Source organism: Pseudomonas sp. SDO524_S393 (assembly GCF_054071875.1).
On the sequence record NZ_JBSVVZ010000006.1, the window covers coordinates 1 to 26569 of the forward strand.

18 protein-coding genes are annotated in these 26569 nt (G+C 58.0%); 9 read left to right on the top strand and 9 right to left on the bottom strand.

The genetic code is table 11. The annotated features are described in order from the left end of the window. Positions 1–98: 98 nt before the first annotated feature. Entirely contained in the window at positions 99–1952 is a 1854-nt protein-coding gene (locus tag ACW9IB_RS04355) for an Lnb N-terminal periplasmic domain-containing protein (protein WP_457412511.1), read from the bottom strand. A 91-nt stretch (positions 1953–2043) separates the two neighbouring features. Beyond that, on the bottom strand, positions 2044–2532 hold the full coding sequence (locus ACW9IB_RS04360; RefSeq protein ID WP_457365732.1) for a DUF3015 domain-containing protein: 489 nt from the start codon (positions 2530–2532) through the stop codon (positions 2044–2046). 268 nt (positions 2533–2800) lie between these two features. On the opposite strand from ACW9IB_RS04360, the gene ACW9IB_RS04365 reads away from it, so the two are divergent. After that, on the top strand, positions 2801–5239 hold the full coding sequence (locus ACW9IB_RS04365) for a Lon protease family protein (RefSeq protein WP_457412512.1): 2439 nt from the start codon (positions 2801–2803) through the stop codon (positions 5237–5239). Between the two features lie 465 nt (positions 5240–5704). Continuing rightward, complete coding sequence (locus ACW9IB_RS04370) at positions 5705–6022, top strand: PA4575 family protein (protein WP_457412513.1); 318 nt, start codon at positions 5705–5707, stop codon at positions 6020–6022. Between the two features lie 5 nt (positions 6023–6027). Here ACW9IB_RS04370 and ACW9IB_RS04375 read toward each other — a convergent pair whose 3' ends face one another. After that, a complete protein-coding gene (locus tag ACW9IB_RS04375) occupies positions 6028–7851 on the bottom strand; it encodes a hypothetical protein (protein ID WP_457365735.1) in 1824 nt (607 codons plus the stop codon). A gap of 165 nt (positions 7852–8016) precedes the next feature. Between ACW9IB_RS04375 and ACW9IB_RS04380 the strand changes: the two genes are divergently transcribed. Then, on the top strand, positions 8017–8505 hold the full coding sequence (locus ACW9IB_RS04380) for a TIGR00645 family protein (protein WP_457365736.1): 489 nt from the start codon (positions 8017–8019) through the stop codon (positions 8503–8505). A 15-nt stretch (positions 8506–8520) separates the two neighbouring features. On the opposite strand, the gene ACW9IB_RS04385 is transcribed toward ACW9IB_RS04380, so the two are convergent. Both ACW9IB_RS04385 and ACW9IB_RS04390 read right to left on the bottom strand, forming a co-directional pair. Continuing rightward, positions 8521–9954, bottom strand: a complete 1434-nt coding sequence (locus ACW9IB_RS04385) for an ArnT family glycosyltransferase (RefSeq protein WP_457412514.1) — start codon at positions 9952–9954, stop codon at positions 8521–8523. A gap of 105 nt (positions 9955–10059) precedes the next feature. Next, positions 10060–11085, bottom strand: a complete 1026-nt coding sequence (locus ACW9IB_RS04390; protein WP_457412516.1) for a hypothetical protein — start codon at positions 11083–11085, stop codon at positions 10060–10062. A gap of 167 nt (positions 11086–11252) precedes the next feature. On the opposite strand from ACW9IB_RS04390, the gene ACW9IB_RS04395 reads away from it, so the two are divergent. Then, positions 11253–11810, top strand: a complete 558-nt coding sequence (locus ACW9IB_RS04395; RefSeq protein ID WP_457365739.1) for a TetR/AcrR family transcriptional regulator — start codon at positions 11253–11255, stop codon at positions 11808–11810. Here the strand turns inward: ACW9IB_RS04395 and ACW9IB_RS04400 are convergent. Beyond that, a complete protein-coding gene (locus ACW9IB_RS04400; RefSeq protein ID WP_457365740.1) occupies positions 11797–11976 on the bottom strand; it encodes a hypothetical protein in 180 nt (59 codons plus the stop codon). The two genes, ACW9IB_RS04395 and ACW9IB_RS04400, sit on opposite strands and share 14 nt — an antisense overlap. Next, complete coding sequence (locus tag ACW9IB_RS04405) at positions 11973–12596, bottom strand: hypothetical protein (RefSeq protein ID WP_457412517.1); 624 nt, start codon at positions 12594–12596, stop codon at positions 11973–11975. The genes ACW9IB_RS04400 and ACW9IB_RS04405 overlap by 4 nt, the downstream gene beginning before the upstream one ends. 839 nt (positions 12597–13435) lie before the next feature. Here ACW9IB_RS04405 and ACW9IB_RS04410 point away from each other — a divergent pair. The 4 genes from ACW9IB_RS04410 to ACW9IB_RS04425 all read left to right on the top strand — a co-directional run bounded on the left by ACW9IB_RS04410 (position 13436) and on the right by ACW9IB_RS04425 (position 23150). Then, the gene (locus ACW9IB_RS04410; RefSeq protein ID WP_206663211.1) at positions 13436–17008 is read left to right on the top strand and encodes a helicase-related protein; all 3573 of its coding nucleotides are present in this window, start codon (positions 13436–13438) and stop codon (positions 17006–17008) included. Then, positions 17005–19845 (top strand): DUF1156 domain-containing protein, encoded by a 2841-nt coding sequence (locus ACW9IB_RS04415; RefSeq protein ID WP_457412519.1) that lies wholly within the window; start codon positions 17005–17007, stop codon positions 19843–19845. Before ACW9IB_RS04410 ends, ACW9IB_RS04415 begins: the two co-directional genes overlap by 4 nt. A 12-nt stretch (positions 19846–19857) precedes the next feature. After that, complete coding sequence (locus tag ACW9IB_RS04420) at positions 19858–22740, top strand: ATP-binding protein (protein ID WP_457412521.1); 2883 nt, start codon at positions 19858–19860, stop codon at positions 22738–22740. Positions 22741–22847: 107 nt separating this feature from the next. Further along, complete coding sequence (locus tag ACW9IB_RS04425; RefSeq protein WP_457412523.1) at positions 22848–23150, top strand: hypothetical protein; 303 nt, start codon at positions 22848–22850, stop codon at positions 23148–23150. Between the two features lie 150 nt (positions 23151–23300). On the opposite strand, the gene ACW9IB_RS04430 is transcribed toward ACW9IB_RS04425, so the two are convergent. Both ACW9IB_RS04430 and ACW9IB_RS04435 read right to left on the bottom strand, forming a co-directional pair. Beyond that, positions 23301–23930 (bottom strand): thymidylate kinase, encoded by a 630-nt coding sequence (locus tag ACW9IB_RS04430; protein ID WP_457412524.1) that lies wholly within the window; start codon positions 23928–23930, stop codon positions 23301–23303. Beyond that, the gene (locus ACW9IB_RS04435) at positions 23927–25570 is read right to left on the bottom strand and encodes a hypothetical protein (protein WP_457412525.1); all 1644 of its coding nucleotides are present in this window, start codon (positions 25568–25570) and stop codon (positions 23927–23929) included. Before ACW9IB_RS04435 ends, ACW9IB_RS04430 begins: the two co-directional genes overlap by 4 nt. 372 nt (positions 25571–25942) lie before the next feature. Between ACW9IB_RS04435 and ACW9IB_RS04440 the strand changes: the two genes are divergently transcribed. After that, entirely contained in the window at positions 25943–26563 is a 621-nt protein-coding gene (locus ACW9IB_RS04440) for a helix-turn-helix domain-containing protein (protein ID WP_457412527.1), read from the top strand. Positions 26564–26569: the final 6 nt, after the last annotated feature.

A 26569-nucleotide genomic window follows, 5' to 3' on the forward strand; every position in this document is an offset into this window, starting at 1 on the left:
CAGATATTTCAGCTGAACCACCGCATTCGCGAGCAAGCCCGCTCCCACACAAGCCTGCTCCCACACAGGCCTGCTCACCACAAAAAGCGCTCGCTCTCTTAATAGTGATACCACTTCACTTCCAGCATCACTTCATTGACCGGCGTGGACAAATGGCTGTACTCGCGTTGTGCACTCAGGCGCAGGCCCAGGTTGCGCGACAGTTCCCACTGCTGGTTCAGGCTGATGCTGCGGCGGACTTCGCCATTGGTGAAGAAGTCGCCCTTGGCTTCCAGGCTGAGGTTGCCCAGAGGGTTTTTCCACAGCACGCCGGTATTGAAACCGGCGGCGGGGGAGATGGCTTCGCTGAAATCATTGTTGTGTTCCACGCGCACGGTGCCGAGGGCGAAGCCGAGCATGTCGTCGCGCAGTTGCCAGGTGCCGCCGGCGCCGCCGTTGACGTGGCTGACCAGGGTTTCATCGTCGTGTTTGCCCGGCACCCGCTCCAGGCCGCCGGTGACTTGCCAGGACCACGGCTGCAACAGCGCGTTGCGAGGGGTCAGGGAGCGAATGGTGGCCAGGTCCAGTTGTTGCAACTGCCAGTGGTTGCCTTCGTACTGGCGCAGTTTCATTTGCAGGATTTCGATCTGTGCGCCCAAGGGGAAGCCTTCGGCGTTGTCATTGAGGTCGTGGTAAGCCATGCGCAGGCCATATTCGCCGTAGGCCTTGTCGCCACGGGTACCGATGCCGGCTTGCCAAGTGCGGGATTCGTGGCCGTTTTCCGGCAGGCCGGGCGGTGTGATCTTGAGATCCGGCGCGGGGTTCTGGTTGATCGCGCGCAGCAGTTCGAAGCTGCGCTGGGAACGTTCGCTGTCGCGCTCCAGGCCATTGGCGCGGTAGCGGCCCAGGCGATAGGCAGCGTCGATGATCAGGGCTTGGCGGTCTTTGGCGAGGGCCTTGAATGCCGGGGCTTGCAGTTGCTTGGCGTCGTCGCTGATGTTCAGTACCCATTGCTGCTCGTCACCGTCCAACGGTTTGGCGCGTTCCAGCAACTCGCGTTCACGGGAAGGGCGATAGTCGATCTTTTCCACCAGACCTGCGTCTTTCACGGCCTTGACCGTGTCCGTGGGGATGGCGGTCAGCGGGAACTGTTCGGTCAGGCGCAGGCCGGGGCGGGCGACTTGCAGCAGTTCCAGCAGGCGGTAGGAGCAGTTCTCGTCGAAGAAGAAGTAGTCGAACTGGATCTGCTTGAGTTCCCACACGTGCTCGACCATGCGCTGGGTTTCGACTTGTGTGAGGTTGAGGCGGTATTCCCACAGGTCGCGGTTCTCGAGGCTGCGGTATTCCGAGAGTTTTTCCTGATAGGGCACCAGGGCGAACAGGCCGGGGTAGCCGCCCATCAGGCCTTTCCAGGCATAGAGGATGCTGTTGTCCGAGCCTTCGATATAGGCGCCGAAGTTGATCGCATAGCTGAGCAGAGCGGTTTTGTCCCGTTGCACGTCGGCCTGGTCGATGCGCAGCAGGGTGTGACCGAACATCGACGACGGGCTGTTGAGGTAGGCCGCCGGGAAGATCATCACCGCGCTATGGGGCGCGACGTCTTTGAACCATTGTTTGAATTCCGTGCAGTCCACGGCGGGCAGGTCGGTCAGGTGCAACTGATCCTTGAGCCAGCGGGTGCGTGCGGGGTAAACGCATTGAGCGTGTTTTTCGCCCAGGCTGGCCGGCGCGTAGAGCGCTTCCACGGTGGCCTTGAGCTCGGCATCCGGATGATGGGCGCCGTCGGGGGCGAGGAAGAATTTCTTGTCGCTGACGTAACTGCGCCAGCCGCTGAGCTTGCCGGCTTCGTAATGGCCAAGGGAATGCCAGAACGGATCGTTGGCCAATTGCTGCAAACGTTGATCATCCAGATGCGGGGCCGCGTAGAGCGGGGCGCAGGCGAAGAGTGCCAGCCAGGCAAAGCGTTTGAGCATAGGGGCAACTTAAGTCGGAAAAAGAGAGACCCAAAGGGGAGGCGGGTCCAAAAATAAAGCCCGCGCCTCGAAAGACGCGGGCGGGTCGAGCTTATGCCTGGGTGGCGTATTTGGCCAGACGGGCATCGCCTTTCAAGACGGCGAGGGTGTTGGTGTGCACGTCGTCAGCGGTCACGTCGGCTTTGCTGAAGATTTGCTGGAAGTGCTGGTGAGTCACTGCTGCGAAGTGCTCGCGGTCTTCCGGTGCCACGCCCAGTACCACCGCGTAGGTGGTCAGCGCTTCGCCATTGCCTTTGGCCATGTCTTCGGAAAGCTCGTTCATCATGCCGTTCATGGCAATCCAGGACTTGCCGCCGTAGGTCAGGGCGCTGTTGGTGCTGCAGCCGTTGGTGCCCGAGGTCATGCCGAACGTGGCGTTACCCGAGGTGCCGTTGGTGGTGGAGGCGAGGAAGTGAGCCGGAGTGCCGCGCTGGCCTTCGAACAACATGTTGCCCCAACCACAGTTCGGGCCACCTGGTGCTTCTGCCATTGCATTGAGGGAAACGACGGTGAAGAGAGTACCAAGAAGGATCCGTTTCATAGCTTTGTTCTCTTTGTGTGCAAACCAATGGACAAGGGTTCAGGCGCGTCGCAGCGCCCTGAGGGATCGGTTATTAGTCCAACCCGCGCAGTTTGGAGTTTAGGCACGTTCCAGGGGTTCCGTGGTTTTTTATAAAACAATCAGCGATGTCGCGATTTTTTTGTAGGACGTCTCCCGTGTCTATGCTTTCCCAACGGCTTGCCTTGCCAGAGCGCGCAAGCGAGAGCCAGAATGCCGTCATCTGCCCCGCCTGATGTAAGGAAGCCCGATGCCTGATCCTGTTGCTGCCAGCTTGCGTCTAGCGCCCGAAGCGCTGACACGTCCTTTCTCCGCTGAACAGTTCAGCTTCTCGACCACCAATGATTTGGAGCCCTTTCGCGGTGTGCTTGGCCAGGAACGCGCGGTTGAAGCGTTGCAGTTCGGTGTGGCCATGCCACGCCCCGGTTACAACGTATTTGTCATGGGCGAGCCGGGTACCGGTCGCTTTTCGTTCGTCAAACGCTACCTGAAGGCCGAGGGCAAACGCCTGCAAACCCCGGCGGACTGGGTTTATGTGAATAATTTCGATGAGCCGCGCGAACCCCGTGCGCTGGAACTGCCAGCGGGCGGCGCGGCGGCGTTCATCAGTGACATCAGCGGGTTGATCGACAACCTGGTGTCGACCTTCCCGGCGGTTTTCGAACACCCCACTTACCAGCAGCGCAAAAGCGCCATCGACCGCGCGTTCAACCAGCGTTACGACAAGGCTCTGGACGTGATCGAGCGCCTGGCCCTGGAAAAGGACGTGGCGCTGTACCGCGACAGCTCCAACATCGCGTTCACCCCGATGCTCGACGGCAAGGCGCTGGACGAGGCCGAATTTTCGCAATTGCCTGAAGCTGATCGCGAGCGTTTCCATACCGATATTTCCGAGCTGGAAGAGCGCCTGAACGAAGAACTCGCCAGCCTGCCGCAGTGGAAACGCGAGTCCAACAACCAGCTGCGCCAGTTCAACGAAGAAACCATCACCCTGGCCTTGCAGCCTTTGCTCGCGCCGCTGTCGGAAAAGTACGCGGAAAACGCCGCGGTCTGCGGCTATCTGCAAGCCATGCAGGTGTATCTGCTCAAGACGGTGGTCGAGCAACTGGTGGACGACGCCAAGACCGATGCCCAGGCCCGCAAGCTGCTTGAAGAGCAATATTGCCCGAGCCTGGTGGTGGGACACCCGGTCAACGGTGGGGCGCCGGTGGTGTTCGAGCCGCACCCGACCTACGACAACCTGTTCGGCCGTATCGAATACAGCACTGATCAGGGCGCGCTCTACACCACCTATCGCCAGTTGCGCCCGGGTGCGCTGCACCGTGCCAATGGCGGTTTCCTGATCCTCGAAGCCGAGAAGATGCTCGGCGAGCCCTTCGTGTGGGACGCCCTCAAGCGCTCCTTGCAGTCGCGCAAACTGAAGATGGAGTCGCCGTTGGGCGAGCTGGGCCGTCTGGCCACCGTGACCCTCAACCCGCAGATGATCCCGTTGCAGGTCAAGGTGATCATCATCGGCTCGCGCCAGCTGTACTACGCGTTGCAGGACGCCGATCCGGACTTCCAGGAGATGTTCCGCGTACTGGTGGATTTCGACGAAGACATCCCGATGGTCGACGAGAGCCTGGAGCAGTTCGCCCAGTTGCTCAAGACCCGTACTTCGGAAGAAGGCATGGCACCGCTGACCTCGGACGCAGTGGCGCGCCTGGCCACCTACAGCGCACGGCTGGCAGAGCACCAGCAGCGCTTGTCGGCGCGAATCGGAGATTTGTTCCAGTTGGTCAGTGAGGCGGACTTCATTCGCCACCTGGCGGGCGACGAGATGACCGACTCCGGCCATATCGAGCGGGCGCTCAAGGCCAAGGCCACGCGCACGGGCCGGGTGTCGGCACGGATTCTCGACGACATGCTCGCCGGGGTCATCCTGATCGACACCGCCGGCGCAGCCGTCGGCAAGTGCAACGGGCTGACGGTGCTGGAGGTGGGCGATTCGGCCTTCGGTGTGCCGGCACGAATTTCCGCCACGGTTTACCCGGGCGGCAGCGGCATTGTCGACATCGAGCGTGAGGTCAACCTGGGCCAGCCGATCCACTCCAAGGGCGTGATGATCCTCACCGGTTACCTGGGCAGCCGGTATGCCCAGGAATTCCCTCTGGCGATCTCGGCGAGCATCGCGCTGGAGCAGTCCTACGGCTACGTGGACGGTGACAGTGCGTCGCTCGGCGAGGCGTGCACCTTGATCTCGGCCTTGTCGAAGACACCGCTCAAGCAGTGCTTTGCCATCACCGGCTCGATCAACCAGTTCGGCGAAGTGCAGGCGGTGGGCGGGGTCAACGAGAAAATCGAGGGCTTCTTCCGCCTGTGCGAGGCCCGTGGCCTGACCGGCGAGCAAGGGGCGATCATTCCCCAGGCCAACGTCGCCACGCTGATGCTCGACGAGAAGGTGTTGCAGGCCGTACGCGCCGGGCAATTCCATATCTATGCGGTGCGCCAGGCCGATGAGGCCCTGAGCCTGCTGGTGGGCGAACCGGCGGGTGAGCCGGACGAGGAAGGGCAATTCCCCGAAGGCTCCGTGAATGCGCGGGTGGTCGAGCGCCTGCGGGTGATTGCGGAGATGATCAGCGAAGACGATTTGAAAGAGGCTGAAAAGGAGCTGGCGCAACAGGCACTGGCCGAGGCCAAGCCGAGCTGACGCTTTAGCGGAGTCGTTGTTGTCACTGGGTTTGCTGTGGCCACTGGACTTGTTGTGGAGAGAGGGCTTGTTGAAATGGGCGGGCTTGTTGTGGTGACGGGGCTTGTTGTGGTGAGCGGGCTTGTCCCGCGCTGGGCTGCGAAGCAGCCCTGAAACCAGTCAACGCAGTGTGCCTGGTAGAACGCACCAGCCTTGTTGGGGCCGCTTCTCGCCCCAGCGCGGGACAAGCCCGCTCACTACAAACATGCCTGTTCACCCCATGGCAGGTTTGCTCACGCCCGCGAAGGTATTTTTGTCAGTAAATTGACTCTGATTCACTGGGGCCAACGCCCGTTGGTCCCTACAACCTTGGTTTGTCGTGGTTTTCTTCTATTCTCAGCTCAAGGGATATCCACAGGAGTCGCTGGATAGAAACAGCCCCATCGTGCGGTGAGGCTGAACACCGATCTACCGAGGGTCGCCGCCATGCCGCGCAACCTTTGCCTTACCCGCCAGTGCCTGGGCCTGGTCACCCGTATCGAATGCTCCATTCGCCCTCTCGCGGGGGATAACGGGATGTGGACCTTGTTGTTTGCCGCCGGAATGACCGGCGAACAACCCTCCACCATCAAGTCCCAGGGCCCGTTCCCCGGGCCCTTCGTGGCAGAAAACATTCTGGAATCCATCGTGGAAAGCCTGACCTTGCACGGCTACGAGCTGGCAGATGATCCACAGATCTGGTGCCTGCACCTGCAAGGCCTGCTGCGCCAGATCAATGGCGGGAACAAGCGCCTGGCCCTCTAGACCGGCTACTTGCTCTCGGGTTTGTCCAGTTTGACCTCGAAGCCGTATTGCACGGTGCTCAGGTCGGTGCGCTGGTAACTCTCCAGCACGGTCGGCTGGCCGTAGAAGTAATGCACATCAAACAGCGCCGTGCCGTACTCCTCGGCGCGATGGCTCACGCCGAGAATTTCCTTGAGGTAATTGCCGCTGGCGTCCTTGGCGTAGAAGCGCCAACTGTCGGACGGAAACGCCTTCTGGTCGACGATCAACGCGTTGTCCTTGAGCGACAAGCCCTTGGGCAGCCGGGCCGCATCCAGCGTGCCCTTCTCGATGGTCGCCAGGAACAGCGGGATCGAGCCCACCACGAACGCCGGGTTTTCCGGGAACAGGTTGAGGTCATAGGTGAGCGTGCCCCGCGCCGGGTTCAGTTCGAAGGCTTCCACCGGCAGTTCGATGGGCTCCCCGCGCTCGCCTTTCTCGTCGGCGGTGAAGAACGTCACCGGCGATTCGCTGCTGTTGCGCTCGCTGCCCACCAGGTCGTCGTTGAAGGTGAAGGGGTGGTCGAACACGATATGCGCGGCGCTGGCGTCTTCGACGGACTGGCTGATGGTGACGCTGTTTTTCAGTTGGTCTTCGGTCAGCGTGGCGTCCTTGAGCCAACTGGCGGCGCTGTCGTCGTACACGGTCACGGGCATCGGCAGCGGCTGTACGGTTTTTTGCAGGCTGTTCTTGTCGAAGCGCAGCACCGGCAGGTCCAGGTCCCTGCGGGTCAGCGACGCGGTGGAAAAATCCATGACATTGACCTGCAATTGCTCGATCTGCCCGTTGAAGTAGACCTTGGCGTAGTGGTTGCTCTGGGTGTGCTCAAAGGCCTTCTGCTCGTCGGTGAGCTTTTTTTCAAAGGCTTCGGACCAGGCCGTCTGTTTTTGCATCTCGGCCAGTTGCTTCTCGTAGAACGCGACTTGGGCGGCGTTTTCATTGATCGAGCCCGCGCGGGTGAGGAATTGCCCGGTGCTGTCACGGGCCTGCACCAGCAGCGGGTTGGGGGACTCGTCACCGACTTCCGGCGCCAGGGGCGCGTTGTTGGTCAACTCGATTTCGGCGTAGTTCTTTTCCAGGAGCAGCAGGTTGACGGTGATCGCACCCTCGGTGCGCTTGTGGCCCACGTCTTTTTTCGTCAGGTCGAAGGTCAGTACTTTGCCCGGTGCCACCACTTCGACCGTCCCTTTGAGGCTGACGGGTTGTGGTTGGCTTTTGTTTTCGGTCTCGATGCCGTCGATGAACGGGTAGGTCACGGTCAGGTCATCGGGGTTGGTCAGGTTGGAGCTGCTGGGGCTCAGTTGGATACCGGGATCGGTTTCCGACCATTCCGGCTGAAAGGGGATGACTTTATTGTTGCTCAAGGTCACCGACTGCCACTCCAGGCCATGGGGGAAGGGGAATTGCTCCGGCAGGCTGAAGTTGAACGGGAAGACGGGTTGCAGGTCCGTCAGGTAGTCGGAGTGGGAGGTCTTGCGCAGCACGAACAAGCCGTTGATATAGGTGTCCACCAGTGCCTGGGGCGTGGGGTAGTGCTTGAGCAGGGCCAGGGTGTCTTCGCCGTATTCGGCTTCGATCGGCTTGGTTGCAAGCTTGACCCGGGCCCGCTCCAGCAACAGCAGTGAGCCGCCCAGATCAGCGATGGCGTCACGCAGTTTGGGGTCCTGGATGCTGTCGAGGGATTGTTCGAACTTTGCGGTTTTCTCTTCGAGGGTGGTCTGCTTCTGCTCGTCGCTGGGGGAGCAGCCGCTGGCCAGCAGCAATGCCGCTGAAAGGCCAAGGCTGGCCAAAGGGAATCGCACATCCATCATCTGGGGGTTTCCTGTCCGACGTCATCGAGCCAAGTGGATGGGCTCGACACTAGCAGAAAAATTCTCTTACAGATGCCGCCTCGGGCAGTTTTCTCGCGCGGTGACAGCGCTCCAGCGGCGGCTGGTATACTCGCCGCCATTTTCAGCCACGCTGTGTGAGAACCAATGGAACGCTTTATCGAAAATGCTATGTATGCCTCGCGCTGGCTGCTGGCGCCCATCTATTTCGGCCTGTCCCTGGGGTTGTTGGCGCTGGCGCTGAAATTCTTCCAGGAAGTGGTGCACCTGCTGCCGAGCGTGTTCTCGATGGCCGAGTCCGACCTGATCCTGGTGCTGCTCTCGTTGATCGACATGGCGCTGGTGGGCGGCTTGCTGGTGATGGTGATGATTTCCGGCTACGAGAACTTCGTCTCGCAGCTGGACATCGATGACAACAAGGAAAAGCTCAACTGGCTGGGCACCATGGACTCTTCCTCGCTGAAGATGAAAGTGGCGGCCTCCATCGTGGCGATTTCCTCCATCCACTTGCTGCGCATCTTCATGGACGCCAAGAACGTCGATCCCGAGCACCTGATGTGGTACGTGATCATCCACATGACGTTCGTGATCTCCGCGTTCGCCATGGGTTACCTGGACAAGGTCACCAAACACTGACGCCCTGGGCCGGCCTTACTGCTCGATGAAGTAGTAAGGCTGGCGGTTGACGGCCATCTGCTTGATCACCGTCACCTTCTCATTCAGTTGGTCGGTGTGGTCCAGCAGCGCGACGCTGCCGGGCTTGGCCGCCAGGTAACGGCGCAGCTCGGGCTCGGTCTGCAAAATCGGCAGATAGGCCTGGGTGTAGAACACGCTGGCCCCGGCAATCCGCTCGTTGGGTCGATACAACACCACCTCTCTGCCCTCGGCTTGCAGTGCCTGGATCTGACGAATCAGCGGCACGAAAGAGTGATGCGCGTCGGCCTTGGGCGCGAACCAGAACGCTGCCGTGAGGTAGCAAGCCACCGCCAGGGTGAATACACCGCCGATCACCGGGCGACGGAGTGTGTATAGCGCCGGCTTGTGGTCTTTCAGCCAGGCCAGCAGCACGCCAGCATACTCGGCGGCCAGGACCGCAGCGGCTGGCGTCAACGCCATCAGGTAGACCGTGCGCTTGCTCGAAGCAAGGGTCAGCAAGGTGAACTGCGCGACCAGCCATACGCTGAAGAACAAACGGTAGCGGTTACGCACCAGGCTTTTGCGGAAGTGCCACAAGCCCAGGTACACCAGGATGTTCCACGGCAGAAACGCCTCGGGCAGTTTCACCAGGTAGTAATAAAACGGCTCGTAATGCCCGGCCTCGACGAACGAGCCGCTGAAGCGTCCCACGCTGTTGGTCCACAGCACCTCGCCCACCGCCTGCAGGCCACCTCGCTGGTACAGGAAACCCAGCCAGATCAGCAGCGGCACCAGCGCCAGCACAGTGAACAGCCCGGGTTTCAGCCAGTCGCCGACGCGCAGGCGCTTGTCCATCAGGCTGGTGGAGAGCAGGTACGCAAAAATCACGATGCCCGGCATCGCCAGGCCCAATACGCCTTTGCTCAGGGTGGCGATGACCATCCCGGCGGTAAACAGCGCCCAGGCCCACGCAGCGGAGCCCTGGCGATCAGGCCGCACGGCCTGGTAGAACGCCAGCAGGGCAGTGGTCACGCCCAGGCTGAGCAACGAGTCCTCACCCACACCGCGCACATTGCCCCAGTAACTGGCCATGGTCGCCAGGATCAGCGCGGCGCAGAACGCCATAGGCTTCGGCCGTCCGAATTGGCGCAGCATGGCGTAAAACAGCATCACGCTGAACAGCCCGGCGAACGCCGACGCCAGGCGCACGGCCCAGGTGGTGCCGCCAAACGCGCGGATCGCGCCGGCATCGAGCCACAGGCTCAGCGGTGGTTTTTCCAGAAAGGGTTCGCGGAACAGGCGCGGCACCACCCAATCGTTGTCCAGGTGCATGGCCATGGCGATCCCGGACACCCGGGCCTCGGTGGAACCTTGCAACTCATGGTTGCCCAAAGCGAAGAAGAACAGCAGGCCAGCAAGCAGCAACAGCAAGGGAGCGGGACGCGTCATGGCGGGGGATCACCGGGCAGGGGGCCGCTCGACGGAGTGACCCTGGCAATCGGCTAGTATATGTATGGGTTTCTTAACAATTCGTGAACGAACAGCGGATAGTGCTCACGGCGCCTTCAAACTGGGCAATGCGGCTCGACCTTCTGCGGTCAGTACCGGCTCCAGTTGCTCCCAGGTGAAGCTCAGCTCATTGTCACAACCGTCGCCCTGAGCCGGTGTCGACAGTAGCAGGCCCTGGGTGTTGAAGCTCAAGTCGAAGGTGGAATAGCTGGTCACGCTGGGACAGCCTTCGTCGACCGTGGCTTGCCTGGCCAGCCACGTGCTGAAGGTGGCCGGCAGCTTGACCTGGCCGGCGTAGGGGCCGTCCCATTCTTCTTGGGTGCCCAGCCAGGTCCAGGGGTCGACACTTTCACCGGTTTGCAGGTTCCAGCTGTGCAGGCCCCAACTGATGCCGCCACGTCCGTAGCCCGCCGACCAGCGATAGAAGCGCACGGTGACCCAGTGCGAGGACCAGTAGACGGGGTCCACGGTGATCTCGCTGGTGGTGGTGCCGCCGCTCTGGTCCAGGGCGTTGCGCCGCTCGCGATAATAGTCGGTCTGGCCCTCGGGGCTTGTGGCCATGCGCGCGAGGTCGCGATTGATCTTGTCGAGGGCAGGGCCGTCACCGCTCAGTTTGAGCGTGACTTCCCCGCCCTGGGTCTTCACTTGATAGGGGCGCTCATTGAAGGTCTTTTTCTCGATGCTGACCGGCGGAGGGATGGCTTCGAGCGGGTTGTTATAGGCGTCGCTGGCGCAACCGTCCGTGTCTGCGCGGGTCAACGTCACGGCCAGGGTCTTGCCGCCAGGGGCCTTGCTCCAGGTGCCGTCCAGGTGATCGCCTTGTGGATCGTCCAGTTGCCAGAACCCGGTTTGCCCTTCTTCCACCCACGGCTCGCTGGCGTTGGCCTGGGTCAGCTGGATAGGCGTGCGAATACGCTGGTAGTAGTAACTGCCATTGGCGCCATGGGCGCCGTTGAAACACACAGTGATCGCGGATTTGCCCAGGGTGCCGCGCCACACGCCGGCCAGGTCGGCGGCGCAAGCGAGCAAAGGTGAGCAGGCGAGTACGAGAACAGCGAGAGGCTTGAGCACGGGTATCGGACTTCCAGTTGTCTGATCAAGGCGCTCAGGGTAATGGCAAGTCCGGATGGCTCCAAGGGGCGCCGTCGTTGATGGGCGGCCTTTGCGACGTGCCGATCGACACATCGGGACGTTAACGGTTTTGGCAGGCCCTATGCTACGCTCGCGCGATGCCTAGAATGACCAAATCCGAACTCAATGCCGAAATAATCGACCGTGCCGCCGGGCTGTTTGCCAAGCATGGTTTTGCCCACACGTCACTTCAGCAGATCGCCGATGCGGTCAGCTATTCCAAAGCCGGTCTGTTGCACCACTTCCCCAGCAAACAGGCGCTGTACGACGCTGCGCTGCGCACCGGGCTCGAGCATATGCAGGCGCTGGTCGAGCAAGTCGCCGACCTGCCCCCGGGCCCTGCGCGTGAGCGCGCGGTGATCGAAATTCTGGTGGATTTCACCTTTGACTGGCCGGGTATTTCAGCGTTTGCCAACCGTCTGGTGGAAGGCGAACAGAGCGAACTGCCCGAACTGATGCAGATGGGCCTGATGGTGTACGAAGCCCTGGGCATCGACCTGACCAGCGCCTCGCAAGAACGCCTGGTGCGGGTCACCAGCGCACTGACCGGACTCGGGGCCACAGCGCTGGTGGCAGTGCGTTCAGGCATCCACCATGTGTGGCGCCCGCTCATCATCGTCGCCGCCATGGATGCCCTGGGGCATCACAGCGTCACAACCCCCTGACCAACCCCAGCAACTTGTGGCTCCACACCCCGTGCCGCGTCCCCAGCGACAGCCGAAACTCGGGGAACGACACCGTCATCGCCACACTGTAGAACGCGACGCCCAGCAGGATCAGCAACCACTTGTGTTGCTTGATCAGCAGGCTGGCATGACGAAACGTCTTCACACGAGATACGGCATGAGGTAAATCACTTCGAGTGCCTCATAGACCGCCCCGATCAGCAAGGCCAGCACCACCAACACATACAACCGGCCCGTCGCATGCAACCCCGCCCGGTACCCGCTCCAGCGCGAGACCAGCCCATAACGCGCGGGCCACAACCACATCCGCCCCTGCACATACACCGCAAACGCCGCCAGCACATAAGTCTGCCCTTCGATCAGCAACGTCAGCGAATGCGGAATCAACGTCGCCCGATCAGCCCCCACCGGCGAAAACATCACCCCCCACAAAAAGCCCCGGTGCAACGTCACCGCAATCCCGGCGAACGGCAACACAAGCGAAGGCAGCGTCGTCATCCCCACCGCAACACCCAGATTCACCAGAAAAGTGATGGCAATCGCCAACGGCACATTCTTGCTGGCATAGGCATCGCCCGCCATCTTGAACAACCCGGGCTCGGCGAAGGCTTTGTCGATATTGGGCTTGAACACCCCTTGCAGTTCGGGGGTGAAGGCGGTGACCAGCATCAGCAGGGCGAATAGCCCGTAGAACGCCAAGTTGAGGGCGATAAACGCCCGGCGGTGCTGGTGAATGAGAGCGAAAGCGCTGCGCAGGAAAGGCACCGGAAAGTCCTTGTGGGATTTTTCGGGATTATTCTACCGAATTGGTTGGTATGCAACCTTTTTGGTTTGGGGGAGGGGGAGGAGGGGATTTGCTTTATCCAGAAACGACAAAACCCGCACAGGGCGGGTTTTGGTGGTGCTTTGTATTTGGTGGGCCGGGGAGGTCTGAATCAAATTTCTAATCTGCTGATTTATCTAGTTTTGGTTTGTTTGAAATGATAGGCGGGATACCGTCTGGCATACCGAATCCATGCGTATAGCTGAAAAATTTTGGGCTTTCGTCCGAGAAGGTCAGAACTGGACGTCGACGGCTCGACGCGGCCGATCTCTCAAACATGCTGCCGATCCTCGACCTTGGTACTCAAGCGCCGTGGAATAGTTCCAGCTCGCCGATATCGCCTCAGCCGGCATGTACGGGGTGTACGGCCACGAGCGGCAGAGCTCAGGCACTTTTCATTCATCGCGAAGGTGCGCCCGGCGGCTACTAAGACCCAGGAACGCGAGCTTTTAGGCAAAGATGATCAATGGGCGCGTATGGTAGATTTGGTGCTGGTACCGCTCCCGCGACTCCAGGGAGACAAGCTGGCCGTGACCCACTCCGCTATGTGCGACAATGCGTTGATTATTGAAACGCGGACCGCTTTGCCGGGCTACATTTTTGGGCGCAAGACGGTCAGAACTTACGACCCTGGTCTTGATTCCGCATACTATTACCCTTGGCTTAAAGGCGCTTTAATGCATCACGGTGTTAGAGCGCCCCGCCTGTGGCATAAGCCAAACGTGACGCCTCTGTATGACTGCTAGTAAAACCAACGACAGCGAAGCCATCGGCTTCTTCCATGGCCATCGGCGCGCCAGGCGTTCGATCGAACAAAAAAGGAACGATTCTTATGAAGCTCGAAGCCATAGCTAAAGGCGCGCTGATCTCTGGAATCGAAGAGGGCAAGGTCGTACGCGTCGTGAGCGCCGATCCGCTGGGCGACAACGCTATGACTGTCATCTATAAATCTGATGACGGCCGTCTCGGCGAGCGAGTGGTGTTTCGCAGGGATGAGCCTGCGCTTTGTCTTGCGACTGCGGGGCGTCCTTGGGGGTTCGATGCGGATGGTGCCGATTTTAAGTTGGCCGCAGAGGCGTACCGGATCAATTTGGCTCATCTGTTCGACCCGATGATGGCCATCCACACTTCAAACGTTGACCCTCTTCCCCACCAGATCACTGCTGTCTATGAGTCGATGCTGCCAAGGCAACCACTACGATACGTGTTGGCAGATGATCCTGGTGCCGGGAAAACTATCATGGCCGGGCTTCTGATCCGAGAGCTGCTGATGCGTGCGGATGCCGCCCGTATTTTGATTGTGTCTCCTGGTAGCCTTGTCGAGCAGTGGCAAGATGAGCTCTATGAGAAATTCGGCTTGGAGTTCGCCTTGTTCTCACGCGATCTCGAGCAACAAAGCCGTGGTGGTAATGCCTTCGAGGATAATCCGCTCATGGTGGCTAGGCTTGACCAGCTCTCCCGTGCTGAAGACCTCCAAGAGAAGCTTGAAAACAGTCGATGGGACTTGATTGTCGTCGACGAGGCCCACAAGCTTTCCGCCACGTGGTTTGGCGCGAAGGTCAACGAGACCAAGCGCTTCAAACTTGGCAAGCTCTTGGGCGGAATTACACGCCATTTTCTGCTGATGACCGCTACGCCGCATAACGGCAAAGAGGAGGACTTTCAGCTTTTCATGTCACTGTTGGACTCTGACAGGTTCTACGGAAAATTCCGCGATGGAGCGCATAAGGTCGACGTGAATGACATGATGCGTCGCATGGTCAAAGAAGACTTGCTTAAGTTCGACGGCACGCCGCTATTTCCTGAGCGAAGAGCCTATACGGTCAACTATCAGCTTTCGCCAGCGGAGTCTACGCTCTACGCCAGTGTCACGGCATACGTCAAAGAGGAAATGAATCGTGCCGAGAAGCTAGGTGGCGGTCGAAAAGGCACGGTGGGATTCGCTCTAACAGCATTGCAGCGCCGCCTAGCTTCGAGCCCAGAGGCCATCTATCAGTCCTTGAAGCGCCGACGCGAGAAATTGAAGCGCCGTGTTGAAGACGAAAGAGTCAAGCAGCGCGGCGGCAAGCTGCTGGCCGAAACCGTTCTAACCGTAGGTGTCGGTGAGGATATCTGGGACAGCGCTGAGGACATGAGCCCCGATGACTATGAGCAGTTCGAAGAGGAGGTAGTCGACCAAGCCACTGCCGCACAGACAATTGCTGAGCTCGAATTGGAGATCCTTACGCTTGGCCATCTAGAAGAGCAGGCTCGCGCGCTGGTTCACTCTGGCCAAGATCGGAAGTGGGAAAGTTTGCGGGAGCTTTTGCAGCATACCCCTGAGATGCTTGGCCATGACGGCCTGCAGCGCAAGCTCATCATCTTTACTGAACACCGCGACACACTCAACTACCTCGCAGTCCAAATCCGCGGGCTTCTAGGAAGCGCCGAGGCAGTGACTATGATCCATGGTGGAGTCAAGCGCGAGGATCGCCGGAAAGTCCAAGAGTTGTTCCGTAACGACAAGGATACTCGTGTTTTGCTTGCCACTGACGCAGCAGGCGAAGGTGTCAACTTGCAAAACGCCAATCTAATGGTGAACTACGACTTGCCATGGAATCCGAACCGTTTGGAGCAGCGCTTCGGCCGCATTCACCGTATTGGGCAGACAGAGGTTTGTCACCTTTGGAATTTAGTTGCCAACGAGACCCGCGAGGGCGACGTCTTCCAGAAGCTATTCGATAAGATCGAGATTGAGCGCAAGGCCCTCGGAGGTCGAGTATTCGATGTGTTGGGCGAGGTGTTCGATGGGGTCAGCCTTCGTGAGCTCCTAATCGACGCCATTCGCTATGGTGACGATCCAGCCGTGCGCGCGCGGCTTCGCCAAAGAGTAGAGGGGGCGCTCGACACAAGCCACCTCCGCGATATCATCGGCCGCAACGCGCTAGCTGAGGAAATCATGGATGAACGTCGACTTTTCGCGTTGAAAGAAGAAATGGAGAAAGCAGAAGCGAGAAAGCTTCAGCCGTATTTCATCAGGTCCTTCTTTTCGCAGGCATTCGAGCGTCTGGGTGGAGACCTTCGCCCGCGCGGCTCAGGGCGATATGAGATTACTTTCGTGCCGAGCGTAATTCGTGAGCGTGATCGCCAGATCAGCGGCCGTGATCGACGGAACATGGATCCGGTCTTGATTAAATACGAGCGCGTCTGCTTCGAGAAAAAGTTTGTTCGCCTTCTTGATCGACCTAACGAGGCGATGGCCAGTCTGGTCCATCCTGCGCATCCGCTTATGCATTCTGTGGTCGATCTGATGCTCGAGCAGCATCGGGGCAAGCTTAAGCAAGGTGCCACGTTTGTAGATCCCAACGACGAAAGCCTTGAACTGAAATTACTATTTCTCATTGATCACTCAGTTCGCGAGGGTGACGAAAGAGCGCTGGTAGTATCCCGCCGCTTGCAGTTCGTGTCGGTAGATAGGTACGGCGTAGTTCAAAACGCGGGCTGGGCGCCCCACCTGGATCTCAATCCGATCAGCGCGGAGGAGCGCGCGCTTGCCGGCCCCGAGCTTGACGCTGATTGGATCACCAAAGACTTTGAGGAACGGGCACTCTCGCATGCTTCCGAAAAGCTTGTGCCGGAACACTTTGAGGAAATCCGGGAGCGTCGCGAAACCCACGTTGACAAGAATCTTACCGCCGTCCATGAGCGCTTGATTAAGGAGATCGATTACTGGTCGGATCGCCATGAAAAGTTTAAGACCGACTTGGCTGCGGGTAAAGACGTGCGCTTGACGCTCGAGAACGTCCGCCGAACCGTGGACGAGTTAACCGCCCGCCTGGAGTCGAGAACCAAAGAACTTCGCGCCTCCCGCCATGTAGTCTCAGCGACGCCGGTGGTGGTCGGCGGGGCGTTGGTGATCCCTGCTGGTCTACTCGCGCAGCGTCGCGGGGATGCAGAGGGCCAGACCTGGACCGCTGATGCCACAGCCCGTGCTCGCGTTGAGCGGGTTGCCATGGAGGCCGTCCGTAAATCCGAGGAGGCCATGGGGCATCAGGTAGTCGATGTGTCCGCTGAAAAGTGCGGTTGGGACATGACTTCGATTGTTCCCTCCCTAGACGGCAAGCTTCCCCAGGCAAGGCATATCGAGGTCAAAGGGCGGTCCAAAGGTCAGTCGACAATCACGGTCACGCGCAATGAAATTCTCTACGGGCTCAACCAAGCCGATAAATTTATTTTGGCCATCGTAATCATCGACGGTGAAAGCCACGAAGGTCCTCACTATATTCGCAACCCATTCACGCAAGAGCCTGATTGGGCAGTGACAAGCATCAACTTGGACCTCGCGTCCTTGCTCTCGAAGGCTAAATCTGCATGACACTGATTAAAACACCCAAGAAGCTGATTGAAGTGGCACTGCCGCTCGACGACATCAATGCGGCCTCCTCAAAAGAAAAGTCAATCCGCCATGGGCATCCATCGACGCTCCATCTCTGGTTTGCCCGGCGTCCGTTGGCATCTGCACGCGCCATCCTTTTCGCACAGATGGTCAATGACCCTGGCTATGAGCGACATCTAGGCCGCGGCGTAAACAAGGAGAGGGCAAAGGTCGAGCGGGAGCGACTTTTTAATATCATTCGGGATTTGGTCAAGTGGGAGAACACGGACAACCAAGAGGTCCTTGACCGCGCGCGCGCGGAGATCCGCAAATCGTGGAAGGAGACGTGCGACCTCAATCCTGGCGTTCCCGGATTTGATCCCGAGGTGCTGCCAGTGTTTCATGACCCGTTCGCGGGTGGCGGATCTCTACCTTTAGAAGCACAGCGCCTCGGCTTTGAGAGCTACGCTACCGACCTCAATCCTGTTCCTGTTGTTCTGAACAAGGCGATGATCGAGATCCCGCCGAAGTTTAAAGACATGGCTCCGGTTGGACCACTGTCACTGGCGGCACGGCAGCAGCGCATTCCCGAGCTTTGGACCGGTGCACGGGGCCTGTCCGAGGATCTCCGCCGATACGGCACCTGGATCGGTCAAAAAGCTGCAGAGAGGCTGGGGGAGCGCTATGCGCAGATAAAGTTACCGGCCAGGTTGGGCGGCGGTACGGGTACGGTCCTAACTTGGCTATGGTGCCGAACAGTAGCCAGTCCTAATCCGGCTGCTGGTGGCATGCATATTCCGCTCGCAAAGTCCTTCCAACTCGCGAAACGTGAGGGCCGCGAGATCTACATGGTGCCTCAGGTCGCCGACGACAAGCTTAGTTATTCGTTCGTTCTGCAGGAGGGTGGCACACCAGCCATCAAGAGCACGGTCGGAGGCCGTGGCGGTGTTTGTATTTTAACCGACTCGCCGATTCCGCTCACCTATATCCGAACGGAAGGGCTGGCTGGGCGTATGGGGCAGAGACTGATGGCGGCGGTCGTGCAGACGACGAAAGGCAAGGTCTATGTCGCGGCTAGCGAAATGGAGGAGCCAGACTTCTCGGCGATGGAGCCTAGCGCGCCCGAGGCTGAAATCCTTCATTGGTCGGGTTGCACCAATGTCGTTGTCTACGGCATGAAGACCTTTCAAAGCCTTTTCAATCTGCGACAGCAATTCGCGCTAACAACGTTTTGCGCTCTGGTAGTTGAAGCTAAAGAGGAGATTCGCAAAGACGCGATCAAAGCGGGGATGAGGGACGACAACCTGGGCCTCGAGCAAGGGGGCACGGGCGCGACCGCATATGCTGAGGCGGTATCAGTTTACTTGGCCTGCGGTGTGGGTAGAGTGGCGAATTACTGGAACACTTTGTCTTCATGGGAATCTGGTGGTGAATTTGTTAAAGGCGCTTTCACTACACATGCTTTGCCCATTGTTTGGGACTATGGCGAAGTCAATCCTTTAACGGACGGCGGCGGATCTTGGATAAGCGCCCTTGGCTGGATAGCCAGGGTGATAGATTTGTTGCCAGCCACGGCAACTGGCCACGCCATGCAGCTCGACGCGGCTAATGCGTCGTTGCCAATCGAAACTCAAACCGTAGTGTCGACTGACCCGCCTTATTACGACAACGTGCCCTACTCGAACTTGTCCGATTTTTTCTACATTTGGATGCGGCCTTGCCTGCGTCAAGTGTTTCCAGACATTTTTGCGACACGGCAAACGCCTAAGGCCGACGAGTTAGTCGCTTCGCATAGCCTCTACGATGATATCAACGATGCGATGAAGCATTTCACTGACGGCATGACGTTGGCTTTAAAGCGGATGCATGATAAGGCCAACGAATCGGTACCGGTGACCATCTACTACGCGTTCAAACAGAGCGACACTGGAGCGACGGGCACAGCGTCGTCCGGATGGGAAAGCTTCCTTGAGTCCGTCATCAAGGCTGAATTTGTAATCACGGGAACGTGGCCGGTACGAACGGAGCGAGGCGTGCGAGGACGAGCTATTGGCTCCAACGCATTGGCTTCATCCATTGTCTTGGTTTGTCGCAAGCGCGACGCGGATGCGAAGGCTATTTCCCGGCGCGAATTCCAACGCGAACTCAAAGAGCATTTGGCCGAGGCACTCGATGTAATGATCGGTGGTGCAGAAGGCGTTTCGCCGGTGGCCCCAGTCGATTTGGCGCAGGCCGTGATCGGGCCAGGTATGGCGATTTTCTCGAAGTACTCGGCCGTCCTTGAAGCCGACGGCAAACTTATGACCGTCCACACCGCGCTCACATTGATCAATAAGATGCTGACCGAGGGTGTAGATGACTTTGACTCGGACACCCAGTTTTGCCTCTCCTGGTTTGATGGCCAAGGTTGGGCAGAAGGCGATTTTGGTCAAGCAGACGTATTAGCTCGCGCGAAGGGAACCAGCGTACAAGGCCTGGGTGCGGCAGGCGTTGTGGAGTCTGGGGCCGGAAAGGTCCGGCTACTCAAACCTTCGGAATATCCAGCCGATTGGATGCCAGAGAACGACAACAACACTCCAGTTTGGGAGGCTTTGCATCAAATGATCAGGGCTCTCCAAACGCAAGGGGAGGCCGCATCTGGCTCGTTGCTAGGGGGAATGCCGGCACGAGCGGACAACATTAGAAATCTCGCTTACCGCCTTTACACGCTGTGTGAGCGGAAAGGCTGGGCCGACGAGGCCCGCGCCTATAACGAGTTGATCGCTTCGTGGACTGCCATCGAAGTCGCTTCGCATGAGAAGGGCCAGTATGGCTCGCAAGGCATTATTGAAATCTAAGGGAGCAAAAGAATGAGCCTTAAACCATGGCGCGAGATCGCCATTCCTCATGAGGACGTCCTCAAAGGCACGTTTCAGCAGGCCGAATTCGCGGCCGATATTTCGCGTGTTCATCAAGGCTCGGCATCCGAGGAATACCAGGACGCTGCGCTGTTCTTTCAGCGTACGTTCATCACCGAGGGTATGCGCCTGTTGCTCGACTCGGTAGTCAAGCGCCTCGCTGGCAAAGGTGGCGATCCGGTCGTCCAGCTTCAGACTGCGTTTGGCGGCGGTAAGACACATACCCTGCTCGCCGTTTATCACTTGGCGAAAGGCACACTTCCAGCAAGTCAGCTCCAAGGCATCTCGCCAATCCTTGACGCGGCAGGTATCCAAGAACTGCCGAGGGCAAACGTCGCGGTGCTAGATGGTGTCGACTTGCTCGACTTGGCTAGCAAGCCACGCAAGCATGGCGAGTTCGCTGTGAAGACGATCTGGGGTGAGCTCGCTTGGCAACTTGGAGGCGCGGAGAGCTACGCGATGGTGCAGGAGGCCGATGAAAATGGCACTGCGCCTGGTAAGGGCGCGCTAGCCCAGATGTTGGCCTCGCGTGCGCCTTGCATCATATTAATGGATGAGTTGGTTCGTTTCGTCTCCCAGTTTGAGGAGGGTAAGACTCTCTCTGGCGGCACATACGACACACAAATTTCTTTTGTCCAGTCACTCACCGAGGCATTAAAGGCAGTGCCAACGGCAATACTCTTGGCATCGCTGCCGTACTCTGATCGGGAGGCAGGCAGCCAACAAGGGATAAAAGCTTTACGGGCTTTAGAACATTATTTTGGACGTGTTCAGGCGCTATGGAAGCCTGTGGCAACCGAAGAAGCGTTCGAAATTGTACGCCGGCGTTTGTTCGCCAACATCTCTGATCAGCTAGGCGCAGAAGAGGTGTGCCGGGCTTATGCGGACTTCTACTCAGCCAACGCTGGAGATTTTCCCCCAGATACACAAGACAGCCACTATTTTGAGCGGATGAAGCATGCGTATCCGATCCATCCGGAGGTCTTCGATAGGCTCTACGAGGATTGGTCCTCGCTTGACAATTTCCAGCGCACCCGCGGTATTTTGAAATTCATGGCCAAGGTGATCCATCGCCTTTGGACTGACGGCAATAATGATCTAATGATCCAGCCTGGAAGTCTGCCGCTGTATGACTCGGACACCCGCAACGAGGCTATCTACTATCTGCCACAGGGGTGGGATCCCGTCCTCGAGCGCGATATTGATGGCGAGCGGGCGATCACGACTGAACTCGACAACGCGAAGCCGCTGTTCGGGTCCATCTTGGCTTGCCGCCGAATCGCGAGAGCCGTATTCCTCGGATCTGCTCCAGATGCCGGGGCTGTTGGCGGATCAAAGCACCATAGGGGCATTGAGCTTGAAAACCTGATGCTGGGCTGCGCGCAGCCTGGGCAGGTGCTGGGACACTATAAGGATGGCGTCCGCTCCTTGGTTGACCGTCTTCAATACTTCAACAGCGCGAATAACAGATACTGGTTCGATACCCGGCCAAATCTTCGTCGTGAAATGGAAGACCGCAAGCGCCGGTTCAACCTACGTGAGGATGTCTACCCTTACATACGCGAAAAACTGCGTTTTACGCCTGGATCCTTCGGCGGAGTACACGTCTTCACTGAGAGCGCGAGTGTTCCTGATGATTTGGCGTTGCGGATCGTGGTCCTGCATCCAGAGGCCACATTTGGGCGATCTGCGCAAGGCCCAGCGACCGATGCCGCGTTGGCGATCTTGAAGCAACGCGGCGATCTGGCCCGGCAGAAACAAAATCGGCTGATTTTCTTGGCGCCGGACGCCGACAACGTCAGCCGCCTCAAGGATCATGTGTGCTCAGCGCTCGCTTGGCAGTCCATCGTGGCTGATGTGAAGGAGGGCCGCCTCAATCTCGATCAGCACCAAGCCAAGCAAGCGTCGAGTAGCCTCGAACAGGCCAACGAAGGTCTGGCGCGCATGGTGCGCGAGACCTACAAATGGCTATTGGCCCCCATGCAGGAGGCTAAGCCTGGTAAGGGCATCGGTGATCTCCAATGGGAGCATTTCCAAGTTAACCCGGCAGTGGCGAATCGTGCCGACGAGATTGAGAAAATTCTCAAAGAACACGAACTACTCATCACCGAATGGTCACCCATCCATCTGTCAAATCTGATGCGGACATGGTTTTGGAAAGATGATGCTCCCGCCTTTAGCGCGGTCGAGACTTGGCACAAAACATGTCATTACCTGTATCTGCCTCGGCTCCTCGACGCGGATACTCTACGGATGGCGATTGGTGTCGGAATAAGTTCGCGTGACTTCTTCGGCGTCGCCTATGGCAATGAGGAAGGCCGCTATCAGGGCTTCCAATTCGCCGAAAACACTTCGGTGATTTTCGACGACACATTATTGCTGATCGAACCCAAGGCAGCTTCCGACTTTTCGGCCAAGCTTGCGGCCGAGGCCGCTGAGCGCGAGGCCGCTGCTATGCCTGCGACGCATGGACGCGACGTGTCGGGCGCTGGATCAGGAAGTAATGCTACAGGGAATGATGCGGATGACGATTCTGGACCTTTGCCTTCGCCCTCCAGCAGTGGCTCTCCGGCCCCTATGCCAGCACCGGGCCCTGTTGCCAAAAAGCGGATGTTCTTCGGCACCGTTGAACTCGATCCGGTCAAAGCTAAGTTGCAGTTCTCAGACTTGGCCGACGAGGTATTGATGCTGTTTACACAGAAACCGGGGGTCAATGTGAGAATCTCAGTCGAGATTGAGGCCGAATCATCTGCAGGATTCGATGACAGTACGCAGCGGGCTGTGCGTGAAAACTGCAATCTGCTTAAGTTCAAAAATCAAGCGTTCGAAGAGTGACTGAGTTCTAGGATGGAGCTGAGCGGAAACTGGCTTACGGTCAGCGACCGCACAGCCTAGTCAGTGCTATCGAAAACAATCCGTCCAAACATTTGCTCCGGGCCCATATGAAACTTATCAATACCTACGATGATAGAGACGATGCTGAAGAGGCGGTGGAAAAGCTTACGGGCGACAAACGACTTGCTAGTGAGCGTGATGGTACCGTGGTGATCTACAATCTATTTGGCACTCCGAGCTGGGGGAACTTCCACCGGCTCAAGATGTACAATTTAGCAGAGCTGAAAGCTCTTCTTGCTCGACGTGCGCACTGGCAAGAGATAGAGCGCGCTCGTCACACGGAAATCATCGCAACGCTCCAATCCGTGGCTAAAAATTATGTAATACCCATCCCAGAGCACTGGCTCTAATCGATGAAGCGAATCTCCAGATAAACTGGTGGATCGTCTTCTCCCTCGACCTTGTAGCCCCCGGACTGATTGAGCAATTCAGCCACGACCTGACTTCAAGCTCCGTTGTAGTTGTCGCCTTCAGTGACGATGAAGGCGTTACTGGGTAATTCATCCTTTAATGGCTAAGTCGGCGCATACACGCAGGACACCGTCGCGCACATTGTTGACCGCATCTTGCACAGTCAATTCATTGCGGCAGGAGAACCACTGATACTTCGCGATGGCATTTTCGAATGCAGCTGAGCAAGCTGAGTGTTCTGCAGCGTTTTTGATCACCAGGCTATTCAGTCCGCGAGCGCGCCTCGCAGCACGTTCCCACGAGATATCCGGCGCTGTGATAACCCCAACGTGTAGGTCAGGGATCCGTACGCCCATGTCGAGGTTCAGCTGCAGTATCTCAGGAAAGGGCAGGATTCTCCGGAATGCGGAGTCTGACGGGTACCAGCGATCGATCAGGACAATGCTGCCAAGATCCTGTGACTCAATGGCGTTCTCTGTGATCCATGCCCTTCCTTTAGCCAACTGTAGACATACTTCACGTTCCAACCCTAGGTTCGGATTTGAAGTGAGCTCCTTGATCAGTTCCAATGTTACCGGCCGGAAAGGGTCGAGCTCCTTTTCACAAAGACAAACCACATTGTAGCCTGCCGCCCGCAGGCAAGGAGCCGTAGCTTCAAGCACAGTCGTCTTGCCTGTGGCTTTCGGCCCGTCAAAGGATACGACCAACTGGCGTTTCAAGCGGCGACTACTGTTGAAGTCGACTCGTTGGCGCTGGCCATCTGTGTAGGTTGCCCGCTGATGCTCCCATCCCGATAAAGAGATACCCCAACGCAACCACTTGCGCGGGCGTTCAGAATAGCCTTTGCAATGTCGTCTAGAGTGCTACTGGAGGGCAGGTTGATTGTCTTTGAAATCCCCCCATCGATGAACGACTGGAACGTAGCCTGGGTGCGAATGTGGTCGCTTGGAGTGAGATCATGTGCACGAATCATCGTTTCCCGTATTGCGGCTGGGATCAGAGCGATCTCACACGGTGCATCTCCATTGATCAACTGATTAGTGATTTCATCAATCACCGCAGCACTTAAGTCATGCCCTATAAGCAGGCGGCGGAGGGTGGGTTGGAGCTGGTGAATTACCCGGTTCTCAACAGTCTGGCGAAGCACATAGCTAAAAACCGGTTCGATTCCACCAGACACGTTTGCCATCAGGCTCAAAGTCCCATTTGCAGCGATGGCCATCAGGGAAGCGTTTCGGCGCAGCGGCTCGCCGGGGTGCAACAGTTTAGGGCTGCAGCTGCCTCGGTTGGTTGCTAAGAGCTCACTGGTTGACCGAGCAGCCGATTTCATCAGTGCCATCACGCGTGAGGCAAACTCCAGTGCCTGCTCAGTCCCGTAGCGTTTTCCCATCAGCAACAAAGCGTCTGCATATCCCATGACGCTCAGACCGATCTTGCGACTTTCCTTGCATCGTTCAGCAACCTCCTCAGAGGCGTGATTCTGAATGTCGTGAAGGTTATCCAGGCAACGCACTGCAAGGCTTACAGCCTCTTGAAAGCGGTTTTCATCGAACACACCAGCGTGGATGAACCTCGAAGCGTTCAGTGAGCCGATCAGTGAGGACTCGTTTTCGCGAAGCAAGCTCTCTCCGCAAACGTTCAGAATCAAACGTTCCCCATTTGGAGAGCGAAGGGACTTATGCTCGCCGAATGCGATGGCGGGGCGACCGGTGCTGTAGATTGATGAGCAGACAGCGTCCCAGGTGGCAGTGGCCTTAGTGTCTGTGCGATGCAACGCGGCGAAGAACTCACCGTCGAGTTCGACGTTAGTGTGTGTGATCTCCAGCGAACTGCTCATGCCAATGAAAGAGGACACCATTGGATGGTCGGCATGGAGAGTTACAGCGCTGTGAGCTTTGCGTTTACGGGTTGGATTGAGGATTGCTGTCTGCTGCTCAATGAACATTGTCATGGCCACAGGATCGTCGACCGATGTCAGGTCGTATCCAATGCCGCCACATCCGTCGTGGATCTTTCCGGCGACTTTCATGGCGCTGGTATTCAGGGGGGGAGCCAGTACATGGCAGGCGAATAGATTAGCGCTGTTCTCGTGTTCACTATTCATCATCACGGGGGAGTTGGGCAAGAACGCCCCATCATGCAGCAAAGCATGCAGTTTCATCCCCAGAGCTTTCGCTTCAGCTTCAGATGAGTATTGCATCTCAACTGTTTCAAACATCCGAACCACTCGCCGTGGTAGATCGGACCAGTCACAAGCGTTCACGTCAGCGAAAAATCGCGGTGCCAGAATCCCAAGGTATGGGTTGTTGACCGCCCATGCTGGTTGAACTTGAAGTGCAGGCTGATTTGTCTGGTCCATGATTACTACCGGGGCTGAAGACACCGCCCCGACTCCTTCTGATCTTGATTGATGGGGCGCAGCCGGGTGGGGCGGCGAGGATAGGAATCTACACGTTATCGGTAAAACGGGAGATACCTCAAGTGCAGAGCCTAAAGCACCCTGCCGGACCCACATAGCGGCAAAACCATGTCCAGCGAGAAAGAACAGAATATCTACTCAGTAGTGCCATCGACGCCGAGCGATCGACTGGGAACGTATTGAATACGGCACAATCGTTATTGGAGCGTAAGCGCTCCAAATTTTATATTTATGGATCGCTAGCACTCCACTAATGATGGCTACTACCCATCTTCTTGAGTAATCTCCCGCCATCGAATACGGGAGATCAACATGGACAGCCGGTCACCAGAAAACCCACCTAAGCCGCTTGGACGCTTCTTTAGCGAGAATCTGAGTGCGGTGATGGCGGTTGCAGGTAAGCAGCGCGACAGCGGCTTACCAGGGCCAGTCACATCCACCAGGTTGCAAGCCGAGACGGGGATTGCTCGAAGCACACTTCGCTCGCTCAAATCGCTAGAGGATGACTCGGCCGCCAATCCAAACCTCGATACGCTTGAGCGCATTGCCGATGTGCTGGGAGTGCCGCCTGCATTCCTGCTCATGCGTCCTCAGGACTGGTTAGCCCTTGGTAACGCTTTGGGTGATATCGGTCACTATTTGCCCGCCGCCGGCAAACTCCAGCAAAACGGTTTACTAGAAGCCAGGAGTCCGGTGGAAAAGGTGCTGCGTGAGTCAAAGATGCATCCTGATCCACGACCAATTGGGGTTGGTGCTTCGCCAGAGGTAGCGCGTGCAAATGCTAGAGACGAATGGCGCCGGCGGCACTGCCTTACCCTTGATGCATTGATACTCCGGCAAGTCCGAAGTCCAAACCAGCGAGTTGCCCTAGCGGCTATTGCCGGCGCGCTGGCCAACCGGGCAACACCGAACGATCCGAAGATCGAAAACTAATTCATC